We start from the raw sequence: 14,092 nt of genomic DNA, 5'->3' as shown, positions 1-14,092 counted from the left end.
CCGTTACGAGCGAAAGGCCGAGCACTTCCTGGCCTTCGTCGGCATCGCCGCAGCCCTCATCAGCTACCGCCGACTCACCAACTGAAACGGCGTCTTAGGCCGGAGTCCGTCGGCGATGGCGATGCGGTCGTTCTGGGTCAGGAAGCGTGGCGATATCGGGCCGGCGTCGGGGACGATCATGCTCCCAGCTTCGATGAACCAGTTCGAACCACAGCTGGCGGAGACCCCCACCACCCGGGCCGCCGCCGCACCCTTGTAGCCCTCCCTGAGCAACTCGAAGTACCACTTCTTCACCGAGCTCGGCATCTTGTTGGGGGCTACTTCGGCATCCGAACGCTCTCCATCCGGGGCGTTCGCAACCACCGATAGAAGTCAAGCGGCGTCGAACGGCCTGTTCTGCCACTCGGCCATGCCGTCCATGACCTTGTCGGTGATGGTGGAGATGGTCTGTTTGGGCACCTCCGCCCCGTAGACCTCGGCGAGGTGCGCGGAGACCTCTCCGTGGGTGAGGCCCTTCGCCGAGAGCGACAGCACCATCTCGTCGGCGCCGGTCAGGCAGCGCTGCCGCTTCTTGACGATCTGCGGCTCGAAGGTGCGGGCGGTGTCGCGTGGCACCTTCACCTCCACCGGGCCGACCTCGGTCAGTACGGTCTTCGCCCGGGTGCCGTTGCGGCTGTTGCCGTTGTTCTTCCCGGCCGGGTCGTGCTTCTCGTGCCGACGTGGTCGGTGATCTCGCCCTCCAGGACGGACTCCAGCACTCGCTTGGTCAGCTACTGCAACAGCCCGCCCTCGCCCGTCAGCTGCAGCCCTTCGTTCCGGGCCCGGTCAACCAGCATCGCAACGAGCTGTCCATCCGCCCCGCACTCGGCGGTGCCTGAACCACCGGCTCGGCCTGCTCGTTCTCCACGGCGGTCTCCGTCATCAGACGTGTCTCCTTGATCATCAGATCCACCGTTGATTCGACACTCCTTACCCGGTCGGGTGAAGACCTGCCGGCAGGAGAACCTGAGCGGGCGCCAACGCGTGGTGCCGGGCATGAAGCAGATCAACGAAGCGCACGTGGCAGCGCCGGGCCTGGCCGTCGTGGAGGTTGCGGCCGCCGATGCCGAGACCACCTTCGCGGTACAGGAGTTACTCGCCGCGCGGTGCGCCATTGCGCTGGCGGACCGTACGACTCGGGAGCTCGGCAAGCCCGGTGTACGGCTGCGCTGCTTCCTAGACCTGCGCCAGACCCCCGACACGTAACCCAACTACGCAGCCTGCCCCGGGAGCGCGCGTGCACGGCGTCTGCGGCGTGGGGTCTGCGCGGTGGCACCGGCGGGAGCGACTCGATCACCGCGGGAATGCCCATAGCCCGGCCGATTGTCGACCGCTGTGCGGAAGAGGTGGGCGGTCGACTCGGCCGGGCGTGGCGGGCGGTGCCGTGGCCTGATGGTGGGTCAGAGCGTACCAGGGCACGGCAGTCCGGGATCAGTATCCGTAGATCATCTTGTAGGCGACCTCGGGGAGGAACTGCCCAGCCGAGGAGCCGCCTCCGACGCCGCAGTTGCCGTCGGACTCGCCCGGAACCTTGATCCACAAGAGCATCTCGGCGCCTCCGCCCAGCTGGGGGGCGGTGCCGATACGGCGGCCGGAGGGGTTGCACCACTGGCCGTTGGAGCCGTTGCCATTGCGGCTGCTGTCCACGACGAACGGCTTGGTGTAGCCGTAGCGGGCGCCCAGCTCCCTGTTGACGGCGTTGCCGTAGGCGGTGTTCTCGGCGGTGGTGAAGTAATTGGAGACGTTGAGCGAGAAGCCGTGCGCCTGCCGCAGGCCGGCTTCGTGGAGGCGCCGGGCCATGGTCGCCGCGTTCGCCCAGCCCGGGTTGCCGGCGTCGAGATACACCCAGGTGTTGGGGGCCTGGCGGCTGAACTCGGCTAGGGCGCCGGTGAGCATCCCCTCGCGTTCGTCGATCTGAGCTTGGGTCATGCAGCCGTAGTCCCCGAGGGAGTCCGGTTCCAGGATGACGACGGCCGGGCGGTTGGCGATCCCACCAGCGAACTGGGCGATCCAGCTCCTGTAGGCGGACGGCGAAGCGGCTCCGCCCGCGGAGTGCCCGCCGCAGTAGTCGCGGTTGTAGATGTTGTAGGCGACGAGGAGGGGCAGCTTGTCGACCTGGTCCGCCGCTCCCACGTACCCGCCCGTGGCGGTGCCGATGGTGCCGCTCCAGGAGCCGAACCAGCGGGCCATCGGGGTGTTGGCGATGGAGGAGTTGATCGCGGGCGCCCGGCCGTCGCGGGGGTTGGCGGCGACCCACCTCTTCGCGCTGGAGTCGGGGTCCACATAGAACCCACTGGTCATGGTGGTGGGGTCGGCCGCGTGGGCGGACGGTGCGAAGGCGAACGCCAGCGGCAGGGCGAAGAGCGCTGCGGCCAAGGCGCGGAGTCTGCGGCGCATGACTGACCTCGATTTCCTGGCAGGGGTCCGTCGCACCCTCTGGTCCCGAGCGTGCGACCTGAGCAAGAGCGGTGTTGCTACCTGATCTTGGGAGCGCTCCCACTGGAAGCGGTCCCAAAGCACTGGAAAATCGTTGGGGTGGCTTCGGGCATGGTGTTGCGCCGTAGTTGAGCTGTCAAGGGTCGATGCACCATGCTCGTATGGCGAGAACAAGCCTCATGGGTCAGGAAACTGGAAGCGATCCCAGACTGGGTCCCAGGCTGGCGGAGGTCGAGGTCTCCTTGTCTGTCTCACGACGTCTCCCAGGGTGGCAGCGTCATGGTCCGGGGTGAGACGCTTCCCGTCCGGTCATGAGGGAAAGGCTCGTGGTCATGACAGTTGCGCCGCGTCGGCAGCCGACGCTCGAGGAGGTGGCCGAACGCGCCGGGGTCTCCCGTTCCGTGGCCTCCCGTGCCCTCAACAACGCTCCGCATGTCAGCATTGCCAAACGGGAGGCGGTTGAACGGGCCGTCCGGCAACTCGGTTATGTGCCCAATCCGACCGCCCGTGCTCTGGCCACGCGGCAGACGGGAGCGGCCGCCTTGGTCGTCTCGGGAGAGGATCCGTCGATCTTCGCGGATCCGTTCTTCGCTCAGGTGATCGTGGGGGCGTCGACCGCTCTGGAGGACGCCGATCTGCATCTGATGTTGTGCCTGGCCGCTTCCGACCGGGGTCGCAAGCGGGTGGAGGAGTTGCTCCGGTGCAAGGGTGCCGACGGTGTCCTGCTGATGGCCCTGCGCGAGGGCGATCCGCTGGCCGGTATGGCCGAAGAGGCGGAGATGCCCGTCGTGTTCGGGGGACGCCCCGTCGGTGTAGCTCCCCGGTGGTATGTGGACGTCGACAACGTCGGCGGAGCGCGCGAGGCGACCGAGTACCTGATTTCGCGCGGCCGGACTCGCGTGGCTGCGATCTGCGGGCGTCTGGACATCGAGGCCGGACGCGCCCGGTACCGCGGCTACCGGGACGCCTTGTTGGGGGCTGGCCTCGATCCGTTGCCGCCGCAGGAGGGGGACTTCACCGAGCCCAGCGGAGCCGCCGCCACGGCCGTCCTGCTGAAGCAGCACCCCGATCTGGACGGAATCATCGCAGCCAACGACAACATGGCAGCGGGGGCGTTGCGCACGTTGCGCGCGGCCGGCCGGGCGGTCCCCGCCGACATCGCTGTGGTGGGTTTCGACGACCTGACCGTCGCCCAGGTCGCTGATCCGCCCCTCACCACCGTCCATCAGCCCATAACGGCTCTCGGACGTGAGATGGCGCGCATGCTCGTCGCGGTCATCAACGGACACGACCCCACCCCGTTGATCCTGCCCACGCGCCTGGTCACCCGCTCAAGCGCCTGACGGTCCTGAACTGACGAGCACGAAGTCGAGCATGAACGCAAGACACGGCCCCGGCTGATTGCCGCTCACTGCTTCACACCCTTGGGCGAGTTAATGGACCGCCGACGCCTGACGGAAGCGCCTCCAGCGCCGAGCGCCATCGCCCGAAGCGGCATGGGCAAACTGGAGGTCGGCGCCGCGGCGAGGTCCCGGGCCCGTGCGTACCCGGCGATCGTGGCGCGCGGCGTGCGCCACGGGGACGTCGAACGGGCCATGCGGACAGTGCCCCGGGAGGCGTTCCTCCCCGGCATCAAGATCGAGAACGCGTACACAGACCAGGCCGTGACCATCAAGGACAACCCCGGCAAAGCCACTGCCCCTGTCCTGCGCGTCGGTGCCGTCCGTCGTCGCGATGATGCTCGAGCACGGGCGACGTGCCCGCGGCGATCGAGTCGATCCGCTGGTTCGCGGAAGCGGCCGACAAGGTCTTCGGGCGCGTCGCCCCGACCGTCCCACAGTCCGACGGATTTCTCCTCAGTCACACCGGCCGGCGGTCACCATGATGATGTCGGAGCCTTCGGCGACGGAGACGAGCTGGCTTCCGCAGCGTGGGCAGAATCCGCGGCCCAGTTCGGCCAGGGACCGCGCGTAGGCATGGTGGCCCGCGATGTGCTTGACGCGCTCGTAGCCGGCCGCGTTGAGGGCGGTACGGGCGTGCAGGGCAACGTCAAAGTCGATGTCGACCGTGGTGACCTTCCCGCCGCCGACGAGCTCGGCCAGAAGTGCGGCGTTGTACCCGGTGCCGGCACAGATCTCGAGGATGTTGTCGCCGGGTTGGGCGCCGAGTTGGCGTGGGCCCGCACGGGCGGCGGAACTCAGGCCGACGGCAGGGTAGTTGGCCAGCCAGGTGCGAGAGGCTGACGGCGGCTTCGTCGAGGCCCACCTCTTCGTGGACTTCGCGACAGATGGTGCCGCGCGGGCCGGTATCGGCGGCTTCGGGTTTGCCGCCGTTGGGTGACCAGGTGTCCGGCCAGCAGGTTCCTGGGCTGTCGCCGCGCAGATGCATCAGGAGCTGCCCGCGCCGGTTGGCGATCAGGGCCAAGGTGGCGTAGCCGCAGGGCGGTTGCGTGGGGTGATGAGCTCCAGGACACTGGTCGGTGTCCTGGCGCGTGGCCGGATGGATCGGGACCTGGTCGAAGTCGCCGCGCGGGATGAAGGCAAGCTTGCGGCCTTCGGTGAGAGTCAGCGTGCCGGGGTCCCCGTCCCAGACGCCGTGGAAGACGTGCCGCGGGTAGCCGTCGGTGTGGGTGGAGAACAGGTGCATCAGCCGGACGTCCTCCAGGCCGATCTCCTCGCTCAGCTCCCGGCGGGCGGTGGCGTGCGGGCCGGTGTCGTCGGGTTCGGCGCCGCCGCTCAGCGGCGCCCAGGTGCTCAGCGCCCAAATGCCTGGTTTGTCATCGCGCAGGTGCATCAGCACCTTGGTCGCGGCCAGGTCCGTGATCACCACGAGGGCGCAGTACGGGTCCACGTCCGCCGGGCGGTCCTCACGCGGCCGGCCCAGGCTCGACAGTACCCGGGCCCGCAGGACGGGGTCGCCGAGTTCCGACGCCGGCCGCCACCGCGCCGCGCCGACCTCTTCGGCCTGCAGGGTCAGTGAGAGCGGTCCGCGGGCACGGAACAGGTAGCAGGCGTCGTAGTGGACGTGGGCGGGCTCGCCCTTGTCCGGCCGGGCCTCAATCATGTGGACGTCGATGTGCACGGGCGTGCCGTCGCCGAACGTCTCCAGCCCGGTGACGCCGGTCTCCTCGGCGATCTCGCGGCGGACCGCCTCCCCGAGCGTGCGGTCCGAGCTCTCCAGGTGGCCACCAGGCTGGATCCAGCGGCCGGAGGCGAGGTGGTGGATGAGCAGGACGTCGTCGGCGTCGTTGATGACGATGCCGGAGGTGGTCACGTGGCCGTCGAACTGCTGGCGGTCGGTAACGTTGTCGCCGGCAGCGAGACGGTCTAGAAGCGGCGGGAGCAGCGGCTGCTCGTCGGGGTGCCCGCGCAGGTAGCCGGTGACGAGGTCCTGGAGGTGCGGGGCGGGAACGGTCATGGCTCTCCTGGTGACCTCGTGCGCGGCGCAGCTCCACAGGGGGTGCAGCGGGGGACGGCGCGTTCGAACGTAGCGGCCGATCTGCGGGCGCGGGCACAGATCGCGAGAACACCACCCGGACGTGCGCCAGCCGCGTCGAAGGTGCCGATGCTAGCCGCCGACGCGGCCGCCCAGGGGCGGGACGCTCCGGGTGCTCACCCGGCCGCGAACCAGATCGAGCCACTCTCGCGGGCGCCGGATTCCGTGCCGACCCGGAGAGTTCAAGAATCCTTTCTCCCATCACCACCGCAGGTCAGAGCACTCCGCTACGCGGGTGGCGGTGGGCGGCAGGGGAGGCCGGGGATGACCGGATCACGGTGCCGGTGGCCGCGGATTGTCAGTGGCGTGGGCGAGGGTCCGTCCGCAGAGCACAGCCACACCACACCGAAGGAAACGGGTCCTGTCGACGCGTCATGCAATCCGCCGCTCGGGCGGCCGTCCCGCCGCCTTCCCCGTACGTGTGAATCGAATCAAGCGAGAGGAGTCGCCGACGCAGACGGCGCCTGCCGTCCGCGCCCCTGCGTCGAACCTTCACTCGACTCGTCGCCCGCGGCTGCCCGTAGCGGCCCTGTGATCAGGTGCGTTGTCCGGGTGCTCTGCCCCCGTTCCGAACCGAGGAGAAACCATGAATCCCGTCCGTTTGGTCACCCTTCACCCTGTTCGCGAGAACCCTCCTGCTGCGGCCGCCGAGGCTCTCGCGTTCCGGCGGCCCGTCGACGTCCGCCGCGTCCTGTTCGCCGCAGCATCACGACCGTCATCGGGGTGGGGGGCATGACCAATCCGACCACTCCGCCCACTGCACTGTTCGCGTGGGCCAGCCGGGCACTCGGCGCCCGTCCCGCCGTAAAGGACGTCAGCCATCCGCGCGAGGATTCCCGCGTCTGGAGGCTCGACCTGCCCGGGGCGCTCCGCTTCTACCTGAAGATCTCCCCCAAGGCCGTGATGTACGAGCGCGAGACGCTCACGCTCCGAATTGCCGCACCGGCCCTCGGCGCCGGCGGTGCGCCGCAACTGCGCGCCTCGAGCGCGGAGGATCTGGCACTGCTGCTGACCGCCGTCCCAGGACGGCCGCTCAAGCAGCTGGAGCTCTCGCCCGTGGAGGAAGCCCGCGCGCACCGGCACGGCGGCGCCCTGCTGGCTCGCCTCCACGCGGCCGGCGATCTGTCCGGTCGTCGACGAGCCGAGGCGGAGCAGGCGCTGCAGGCCGCGGCCGACGGCGCCGAGGTTCACCTGGCGGCGGCCGGGGGCCTGCTGACCGCGCCGGAGCAGAAGCTCGTGCGTCAGCTGGCCGAGGAGCTGCGGAACCTGCCGCCGCTGCCGCTCGCGTACATCCACGGCGACGCGTGGGACCGCAACCTCATGTGGTCGACCGTCCGGCAGCAGGCCGGATGGATCGACTTCGAGCGCTCCCGGGCCGCGACCGCCGTGCAGGACTTCGTGCTGATGGCCTGCTCCACCTGGACCGATCGGCCGGACCTGCGGGCCGCGTGCCTTCAGGGCTACGGCCGCAACCTCACCGTCGAGGAGCAGCACGCCTTGAAGTGCCTCGCGGCGATCGACGCGGTGAGCTGCCTGGTCTGGGGACCGAAACTCGACGACCCCCACGTCACCGCACGCGGACGGCGCACCCTGGACCGGCTGACGGCGGGGGTGTTCGCATGACCGCACCGCACAACCGGACCGAGTCCCCGGCCGTCGACGCAGCACACAGGGTCGGTGAGGCGGCGTCCCTTCCGGCCGCGCGGACAGGCGTTCCGCAGCCCTTGGCGCCGCCGGAGCTCGACTACAACGGGCGCAAACACCGGCGCGCGATGGACGACGCCACCTCGTGGGACATGGCCCGCCGCATCCCCGCGGCCCTGACCCAGACGGCCCGCCTGGCCTGGAACGTCAACCGGCGCATGGCCCTGACGATCGTCGTGTGCCAGCTGCTGTCTGGCATCGGCACGGCCCTGATGCTCACCGCCGTCGCGAAGGCCCTGCCGCAGTTGATGGTCGACGACCCCCGCCAGGGCCTGGCCCACGCGTGGCCGGCACTGACCGTCGCCGTCGTCGCGATGGCCACCAGCGCGGCCACGTGGATCCTCGCGGATTGGGCGACCCGACGCCTGAACTCGCCGCCTACGGCGCCGAAGGGTTCGGCGACCGGAGCCAGGCGGCGGAGATCGGCGCCCTGCGAGCCGTCGACCTCGCCGACGACGCGAAGACCCTCACCAACGGACTCGTCCAGCTCGCCTCCGCGGCCGTGGTACTCACCACCTTGCACCCCCTGCTCCTGGGCGTGCTGCTGCTGTCCGTCGTCCCCCGCGGACTCGGAGGCGTGATCGCCGCCCGGGTCGACTACCGCGTCCACGACCAGACCATCTCCGCCCGCAACGTCCGCGGCATGATGCGCTGGTGGCTGACGACGGCCGAGCTCGCCGACGAGCTCCGCGCCAACACCATGCGGGGCTACCTGCACTTCTGGTACCGGTCCATGTGTGACCGGGTCGAGATGCGGGAGGTCGCCGGGGCGCGCCCCTATCTGCGAATCACGCTGCTGGCCGCCTCGCTCGGCGGCCTGTTCACCCTCGGCATGTGGGCCTCGCTCGCCGGCCTGGTCCTCGCCGGGGCCATGACGACAGCGGTCGCGGACACCGCGGTCGTCGCCTCACAGACCGCCGGCCGCGCCCTGAACTCGATCATCCGGTACTCGACGGTCATGTTCCACCACGGCCTCTACCTCTCCGACTACTACGACTTCATCGACGAGGTCCGCACCATGACCACGGCCCGCGGCACCGCGCGGGCCAAGCCCCCGCAGCAGATCCGCCTGGAAGGCGCCTCCTACACCTACCCGAGCAAGGAGGCCGCGGCCGTCAAGCCGATCACCCCCGACCATGCCACCGCCGCCCGTCACCGTCCAGCGATACCCATCAAATAGGGGCAAGAAGGCTACCCCTGCGCGAGTATGTTCGACCGCGGATTCAGTGACCGGAGACCAATGCCGCGAAAGCGCGTGCCGCACCCGCAGCCACCGGTTGATCCGGAAAGACAGGCCCAGGCCCTTGGACGGCCCTTGCGCACATGGTGGCGCGTGCCGCGTGGCGTGGCCCTCTACATTGGCCGACGGCCCACCCGGGACGGTGCTCGGTCGGTCACCCGCACGTTTTCACCCCCTATCAGAAGCTGCTCCCCGCATCGGGGACGCCTATACGGAGGTCACCGCCATGGCCCAGGACGCGAAGTCCCCCAAGAAGCTGCTGCGCAACCGTTCCACCCTCACCCACAAGGTCGGCTACGCGCTGACCCACCCCGGCCGCGTCGCCCCATACCTCCGCCGCGCCACCCGTGACACCTGGCTGAGCCTCAGGCACCCCGACCACGTCAGCTACTACCGCGCGGTCATGGCCTCCGACACCCGCCGCAACCCGGAGGCGGCGGTCGGCAGCCAGACCCACGAGGGCTGGCTCGCACTTGGGCAGATGCAGTTCGACTACCTCATTGAGCACGGGGTGCGCCCCGAGTACCGGATGCTCGACATCGGCTGCGGCAACCTGCGCGGCGGCTGGCGCTTCATCGACTACCTCGACACCGGGAACTACTACGGCATCGACATCTCGCCGGACATCCTGATCGCCGCCAAGAAAACCCTCGTCGACCGTGGGCTCCAGACCAAGCTGCCGCACCTGACCATCACCGGCGACCTCACCCTTGACTTCCTGCCCGGCGACCACTTCGACGTCGTGCACGCGCACAGCGTCTTCTCCCACTCGCCGCTGGAGGTGATCGAGGAGTGCCTTGCCCACGTCGGCCGCGTCTTGACCGACAAGGGGTTCTTCGACTTCACCTTCGACCGCACCGAAGGTACGGAACACCAGGTGCTCTCCGAGGACTTCTACTACCGCACCGAGACCCTCTTGTCTCTGGCCCGCAAGCACGGCCTGCACGGGACCTTCATGGACGACTGGGAGAAGCGGCCCCACGGCCAGTCGAAGATCAGGGTGAGCCGCTCTCCGCTGCCGAACCTCCACCCAGATGATGAAGTTACCCGGCGCCAGCCGCCGGTTACGGACCCTGCCGGCCTGATGCCCTCGCGGTCAGGCCGGTCTGGGCAAGTGCGTCGATGAGTCCGGTTGCAGCAGCGACCAGATATTGCAAGGGCTGATGCGGCAGCCTGCCGTCGACGAATGCCCGGCTCCTGCTCAGGAGCCGGGCATTCGTATGGAGGGCGATTGGGGTGTGCGTGCCGCTCAGCCGCCTGTAAGGGGCCGGGGGCCGCCGAGGCCGTCCCGCGCGGCATGCCGCGGGCCCGCGGTGGCCTCGGACTACCGACGTACGTGACCGGCGTGCGCTCCGTGCCGGGCCGTGCGCGGGCCCGGCAGGTGGGGACCGGCGCGCCGGGCGAGGGTGCCACCGACGGGAGACCGTGTCGCGCCGGGGCCTATTCCGCGGCCGGGGAACGCCGCGCCAGCACCACGGGCGAACCGGCCGGCGCGGGCGCGCGGTGTCCGTCCCGGGCACGCCACCAGGCGCGCAACCGGCCGTGCCGGTCGAGGATCCATACCTCGGCGTGGTCGATCAGCGGCTCGAACCACGGCAGCGCCAGCAGGATCAGCAGCCCCGCGGCCCAGCCGAGTAGGACGTCGCTGAGCCAGTGGGTACCGAGGTAGACGGTGGTGAGGCCGACGCCGAGCGCCATCGCCGCCGACAGGGCAGAAAGCCAGCGCCGCACTCTGGGCGTCGAACCCAGATACGCGAGGATGCCCCAGGTCACCACGGCGTTGGCGGTGTGGCCGCTGGGGAAGATATCGGCCCCCAGGCCCATCTCGTTCGAGCCGATCACGGTCGCGTTGTGCGGGCCGAGCCGCCCCATGCCGATCTTGGCGGCGCCGACGGTGACGTTCAGCGGCACCAGCGAGACACCGAGGGTCGACAGCGGACGGAAGACGCGCTGCCGCCACGAGCGCCAGCCCAGCCCTGCGGCGACCATCACCGCGGTCGGGCCGCGCTGGCCGAGCACCACGTAGTAGTCGGCGAAGGCGTGGATCTGGGGCCACTGCTGGTACGGCCGGAAGAACATCAGCTGCCAGCCGAGCCGGACCAGCCATGAGGTGATCACCACACCCCGGACGATCGCCAGATAGAAGGCGAGCGTCGCGGCAAGCAGCACGATGCGGTGCTGGCTCATCTTCGGCAAATCGATGTGTGCCGGCCGCTCCGGCTCACGGTCCAGCCCGGCCCACAGCCCGATCAGACGCGTGAGTGTTCGTTCGGTTCCCACTCCATATACGTTACGCTCCGTGAATGGATGACACTCTCCGTGCCGGAACCCGCAGATGCGGGGAGTGTGTCGCTGTCACGGTGGCTAGTAGTGCTTCGTCAAGTTGTGGGCTGTCTGTGACTGCTCCGAGGGCTGGGCAGGGGGCGTCCGCAGGTGGTGCAGGTACCGGTCCAGCACCTCAGCAGGTCCTGAAGAACGTTGAGGACCTGGTAGAGGGTCAGGCCGGTGTGCGGACTTTCGGGTCGAGCCGCCTGAGGGTGAGGAATGCCTGGGCGGCGGTCACGAGGGTGACGTGGTGGTGCCAGCCGGGCCAGGTGCGGCCCTCGGAATGGTCCAGTCCGAGGCCACGCTTGAGCTCGCGGTAATCATGCTCGATCCGCCAGCGCATCTTGGCCCACCGCACCAGGTCAGCGGCCGGTGTGGTCGCGGGCAGGTTCGATATCCAGTAGTCCGTCGGAGTGTCCTGGCCGTCCGGCCATTCGACGAGGAGTGTCTGGACGGGCAGGACGCCGTCCCACCGGTTGCGGCCACCGCCCGCCTCCTGGGCTGCGGCCAGGGGCTGCTTGCCCGCGGGCCGCACTGTCAGCACCGCGAACCGTGAGGTCATCGCGCTTTTGCTGCCCTGCCTCCAGGTCACCTCGGTGAACCGCTCCGCACCCGCCTCCGCTGCGAGGACGCAGACGGCTCACGGCGGGGTGCGGTAGCGGGGAAGGGTGGCGGTCCGAGCCCGCCATAGGCAGGCCGGTGCGGCTCGACATCCTCCGGGTGGGCGACTTCCTTCCTGTTCAGGGCCAGGACATAGGACAGCCCTCGCTCCTCGAGACCGAGCCGGAACGGGGTGCTGACGCCGTAGCCGGCGTCGGCGACCACGACCGGCGCCTTCACCTGTCACTCGGCAAGTGTGTCCAGCAGGCCGAGCGCGAGACGCCACTTCTCCCGGTGCACCACCTCGTCGGGGACTCCTGCCCTGCGGCATCGGTCCGGCTCGTCCGTCCACTCACGCGGCAGACAACTGCCACTCAGGCGGACACGAGGCGGTGTCGGTGGCGGCATGGACACTCACCGCGACCTGGCAGTTCGCCCGTTTGCCGATCGCTCCGCAGTACTGGCGGGCCACCCCGACCGACGCCTTGCCCCACTTGGGGAACGACACGTCGTCGATCACCCACACATTGGGCCCGACAACTCCGGACAGCCACCCGGCGATCCGCTGCCTGACCGGCAGCGGATCCCACGACGACTGGCTCACGAACTGCTGCAGGGCCTGCATGTTCCCGTCCGGTAGACGCTCGGCCATCGGCTGGATCGACTTCCGACGCCCGTCCGGCATCAGGCCCCGCAGACAGCACTCGCCCCGCAGTCGGTCCACTTCCCCCAACCTCACCCCAGGCAGCTGCCCACGAACAGCCGAGATCACTCAACGTAACGAAGCACTACGAGGGCGCGTATCGAGTCGTGATCAATTGGTGGTCCGGGTGAGGTCCTTGATCCAGGTCATCGAGGCGCGCAGGTGGAGGCCGGCGAGGTAGCTGTCCGGGGTCTTGTCGTATCGGGTGGCGATGCCTCGCCAGGCCTTGAGCTTGTTGATCAGGCGCGCGACGGTGTTCCTCTCCTCGTAGAGGTCTGCGTCGTGGCTGACCGGCCGGCCGCCCGCGGAGCCCTTCTTCTTCCGGTTGGCGGCCTGGTCTCTCTTCTCCGGGATGACTGCCTTGATGCGGCGTTTCCGCAGGTGGGCCCCGTTGAGCGCAGGAGGAGTAGGCCTTGTCCCCGGCGACCGCGTCCGGCCGGGTGCGGGGGCGGCCGAGGGGACCGCGGACCCGTATCTTCCCCAGCACGGGGATGAACTGCGGGCTGTCCGCGGCCTGGCCCGCGGTCAGGACGAACGCCAGCGGGCGGCACTTGCGGTCGGTGGCGAGGTGGATCTTGCTGGTCTGGCCGCCTCTGGAGCGTCCCAGGAGGGCGGCTTTCAGCCGGAGTCTGCGTCGGCGCCGGATGCGTCGTCGCTCCTCCCGCTTGGGATCGATCTCGGCTTCCCGTCCGTCTTGTTCTTTGAGACTGCCCCTTTTGACCTGCCTTCTCCGCCTCGGCGGCAGCCTTCTCCAGTGCGCCGAGGACCTCCTCGCCCAGGTGCATCCCGGCCGCGTCGAGGTGAGCACGCGCGGTGGTGGAGTCGATGCTGACCAGGAACAGGTCCACCTCGCCCCGGTTCGCCGCTTCCGCGATCAGGCCCTCCAGCAGGGCCTCGAAGACACCGGCGTCACGCCACTGCCGGAAGCGGTTGTGGACGGTCGACCAGGCACCGAACTCCCTCGGCATCTCCCGCCACTGCCCCGCCGGTCTTGAACCGCCAGATCACACCCTCGAACTGCTGCCGTAACCGCTCGGGATACGGGCCGTACTCGCCGATCGGCAGGTACGGCCCTATGAACTCCCGCTCCCCATTCTTCAGTTGCACTCGCGTCACGGAAGAAGATCTACCAATGCAGACCTCACCACGAGGGCGAATCGACAGATTGATCACGACCCGATACGCGCCCTAGCGGGAACGCTGGACATGGTGCCGCCGCGCCGCATCACAACCGCACCACATTCACCCGAGTAATCGCAGCCTCCCATGCTGAGGATGCCGATGTCACTGACGGGATGGCGACGCGGTGGAGTTGGCGGAGCGGCTGGATTCGCCGACCCATGGTGTGCTGTTCGACGTGTAACACAACGGCTTCTGGCATCCGTAGTGGGATCTGCGGCCGGCGGCCACTCAGGATGCCTTGGAAGTGGCTCGCACCTACTTGGCCAAGGTCCCGGTTTTTGGTGCCGATTTAGTCGTATCGGTGTCTGCTGGCGGACCCAAACCGAACGGGCACACCCGTGGTGTCCTCACCGCCCACGGCTCAGGCG

At 69.2% G+C, this 14,092-nt stretch carries 11 protein-coding genes and 4 pseudogenes; 6 read left to right on the top strand and 9 right to left on the bottom strand.

Annotated features, from left to right (window positions below):
• Window positions 1-85: pseudogene (locus tag ACIHAR_RS29710) on the top strand (IS5/IS1182 family transposase); the annotation flags it as partial.
• Here the strand turns inward: ACIHAR_RS29710 and ACIHAR_RS29705 are convergent.
• From ACIHAR_RS29705 to ACIHAR_RS29695, 3 genes and pseudogenes are all read right to left on the bottom strand, one after another.
• Window positions 64-294, bottom strand: coding sequence for a hypothetical protein (locus ACIHAR_RS29705; RefSeq protein WP_400022623.1), 231 nt, complete (start codon window positions 292-294; stop codon window positions 64-66). The pseudogene ACIHAR_RS29710 and the gene ACIHAR_RS29705 overlap by 22 nt on opposite strands.
• Before the next feature lie 87 nt (window positions 295-381).
• A pseudogene (locus tag ACIHAR_RS29700) lies at window positions 382-836 on the bottom strand (transposase); the annotation flags it as partial.
• Window positions 797-952: a hypothetical protein gene (locus tag ACIHAR_RS29695; protein WP_400022634.1), complete on the bottom strand. Its 156-nt coding sequence runs from the start codon at window positions 950-952 to the stop codon at window positions 797-799. The gene ACIHAR_RS29695 and the pseudogene ACIHAR_RS29700, both read right to left, overlap by 40 nt.
• Before the next feature lie 83 nt (window positions 953-1,035).
• Here ACIHAR_RS29695 and ACIHAR_RS29690 point away from each other — a divergent pair, with 83 nt between their 5' ends.
• Entirely contained in the window at window positions 1,036-1,245 is a 210-nt protein-coding gene (locus tag ACIHAR_RS29690) for a DUF6207 family protein (RefSeq protein ID WP_400022622.1), read from the top strand.
• A 225-nt stretch (window positions 1,246-1,470) separates the two neighbouring features.
• Here ACIHAR_RS29690 and ACIHAR_RS29685 read toward each other — a convergent pair whose 3' ends face one another.
• A complete protein-coding gene (locus tag ACIHAR_RS29685) occupies window positions 1,471-2,436 on the bottom strand; it encodes a glycoside hydrolase family 6 protein (protein ID WP_400022621.1) in 966 nt (321 codons plus the stop codon).
• Window positions 2,437-2,807: 371 nt separating this feature from the next.
• On the opposite strand from ACIHAR_RS29685, the gene ACIHAR_RS29680 reads away from it, so the two are divergent.
• Window positions 2,808-3,818, top strand: coding sequence for a LacI family DNA-binding transcriptional regulator (locus ACIHAR_RS29680; RefSeq protein ID WP_400022631.1), 1,011 nt, complete (start codon window positions 2,808-2,810; stop codon window positions 3,816-3,818).
• Window positions 3,819-4,331: 513 nt separating this feature from the next.
• Here ACIHAR_RS29680 and ACIHAR_RS29675 read toward each other — a convergent pair.
• Together ACIHAR_RS29675 and ACIHAR_RS29670 are read right to left on the bottom strand one after the other, a co-directional pair.
• Window positions 4,332-4,577, bottom strand: a complete 246-nt coding sequence (locus ACIHAR_RS29675) for a hypothetical protein (protein WP_400022630.1) — start codon at window positions 4,575-4,577, stop codon at window positions 4,332-4,334.
• On the bottom strand, window positions 4,525-5,892 hold the full coding sequence (locus ACIHAR_RS29670; RefSeq protein WP_400022620.1) for an NUDIX hydrolase: 1,368 nt from the start codon (window positions 5,890-5,892) through the stop codon (window positions 4,525-4,527). Before ACIHAR_RS29670 ends, ACIHAR_RS29675 begins: the two co-directional genes overlap by 53 nt.
• Before the next feature lie 810 nt (window positions 5,893-6,702).
• Here ACIHAR_RS29670 and ACIHAR_RS29665 point away from each other — a divergent pair.
• The 3 genes from ACIHAR_RS29665 (at window position 6,703) to ACIHAR_RS29655 (ending at window position 10,040) form a co-directional block, all read left to right on the top strand.
• Complete coding sequence (locus ACIHAR_RS29665; protein WP_400022619.1) at window positions 6,703-7,593, top strand: phosphotransferase; 891 nt, start codon at window positions 6,703-6,705, stop codon at window positions 7,591-7,593.
• A gap of 430 nt (window positions 7,594-8,023) precedes the next feature.
• Window positions 8,024-8,854, top strand: a complete 831-nt coding sequence (locus tag ACIHAR_RS29660; RefSeq protein ID WP_400022618.1) for a hypothetical protein — start codon at window positions 8,024-8,026, stop codon at window positions 8,852-8,854.
• 286 nt (window positions 8,855-9,140) lie between these two features.
• A complete protein-coding gene (locus ACIHAR_RS29655) occupies window positions 9,141-10,040 on the top strand; it encodes a methyltransferase (protein WP_400022617.1) in 900 nt (299 codons plus the stop codon).
• Window positions 10,041-10,354: 314 nt separating this feature from the next.
• Here ACIHAR_RS29655 and ACIHAR_RS29650 read toward each other — a convergent pair whose 3' ends face one another.
• From ACIHAR_RS29650 to ACIHAR_RS29640, 3 genes and pseudogenes are all read right to left on the bottom strand, one after another.
• Window positions 10,355-11,194, bottom strand: a complete 840-nt coding sequence (locus ACIHAR_RS29650) for a phosphatase PAP2 family protein (RefSeq protein ID WP_400022616.1) — start codon at window positions 11,192-11,194, stop codon at window positions 10,355-10,357.
• Between the two features lie 217 nt (window positions 11,195-11,411).
• A pseudogene (locus ACIHAR_RS29645) lies at window positions 11,412-12,524 on the bottom strand (IS701 family transposase).
• Window positions 12,525-12,653: 129 nt separating this feature from the next.
• Window positions 12,654-13,658, bottom strand: a pseudogene (locus tag ACIHAR_RS29640) (IS5 family transposase).
• Between the last annotated feature and the right edge of the window lie 434 nt (window positions 13,659-14,092).

This window comes from Streptomyces sp. NPDC052016 (genome assembly GCF_044548445.1).
Lineage (GTDB): Bacteria > Actinomycetota > Actinomycetes > Streptomycetales > Streptomycetaceae > Streptomyces.
The sequence above is the reverse complement of the archived record's forward strand: the minus strand, read 5'-3'. Positions and strand labels throughout refer to the sequence as shown.

Bases quoted from the DNA above. Each gene is read 5' to 3' on its own strand.
- ACIHAR_RS29690 (WP_400022622.1), top strand. From the start codon at position 1,036: ATGAAGCAGATCAACGAAGCGCACGTGGCAGCGCCGGGCCTGGCCGTC.
- ACIHAR_RS29685 (WP_400022621.1), bottom strand. From the start codon at position 2,436: ATGCGCCGCAGACTCCGCGCCTTGGCCGCAGCGCTCTTCGCCCTGCCG.
- ACIHAR_RS29680 (WP_400022631.1), top strand. From the start codon at position 2,808: ATGACAGTTGCGCCGCGTCGGCAGCCGACGCTCGAGGAGGTGGCCGAA.
- ACIHAR_RS29670 (WP_400022620.1), bottom strand. From the start codon at position 5,892: ATGACCGTTCCCGCCCCGCACCTCCAGGACCTCGTCACCGGCTACCTG.
- ACIHAR_RS29665 (WP_400022619.1), top strand. From the start codon at position 6,703: ATGACCAATCCGACCACTCCGCCCACTGCACTGTTCGCGTGGGCCAGC.
- ACIHAR_RS29655 (WP_400022617.1), top strand. From the start codon at position 9,141: ATGGCCCAGGACGCGAAGTCCCCCAAGAAGCTGCTGCGCAACCGTTCC.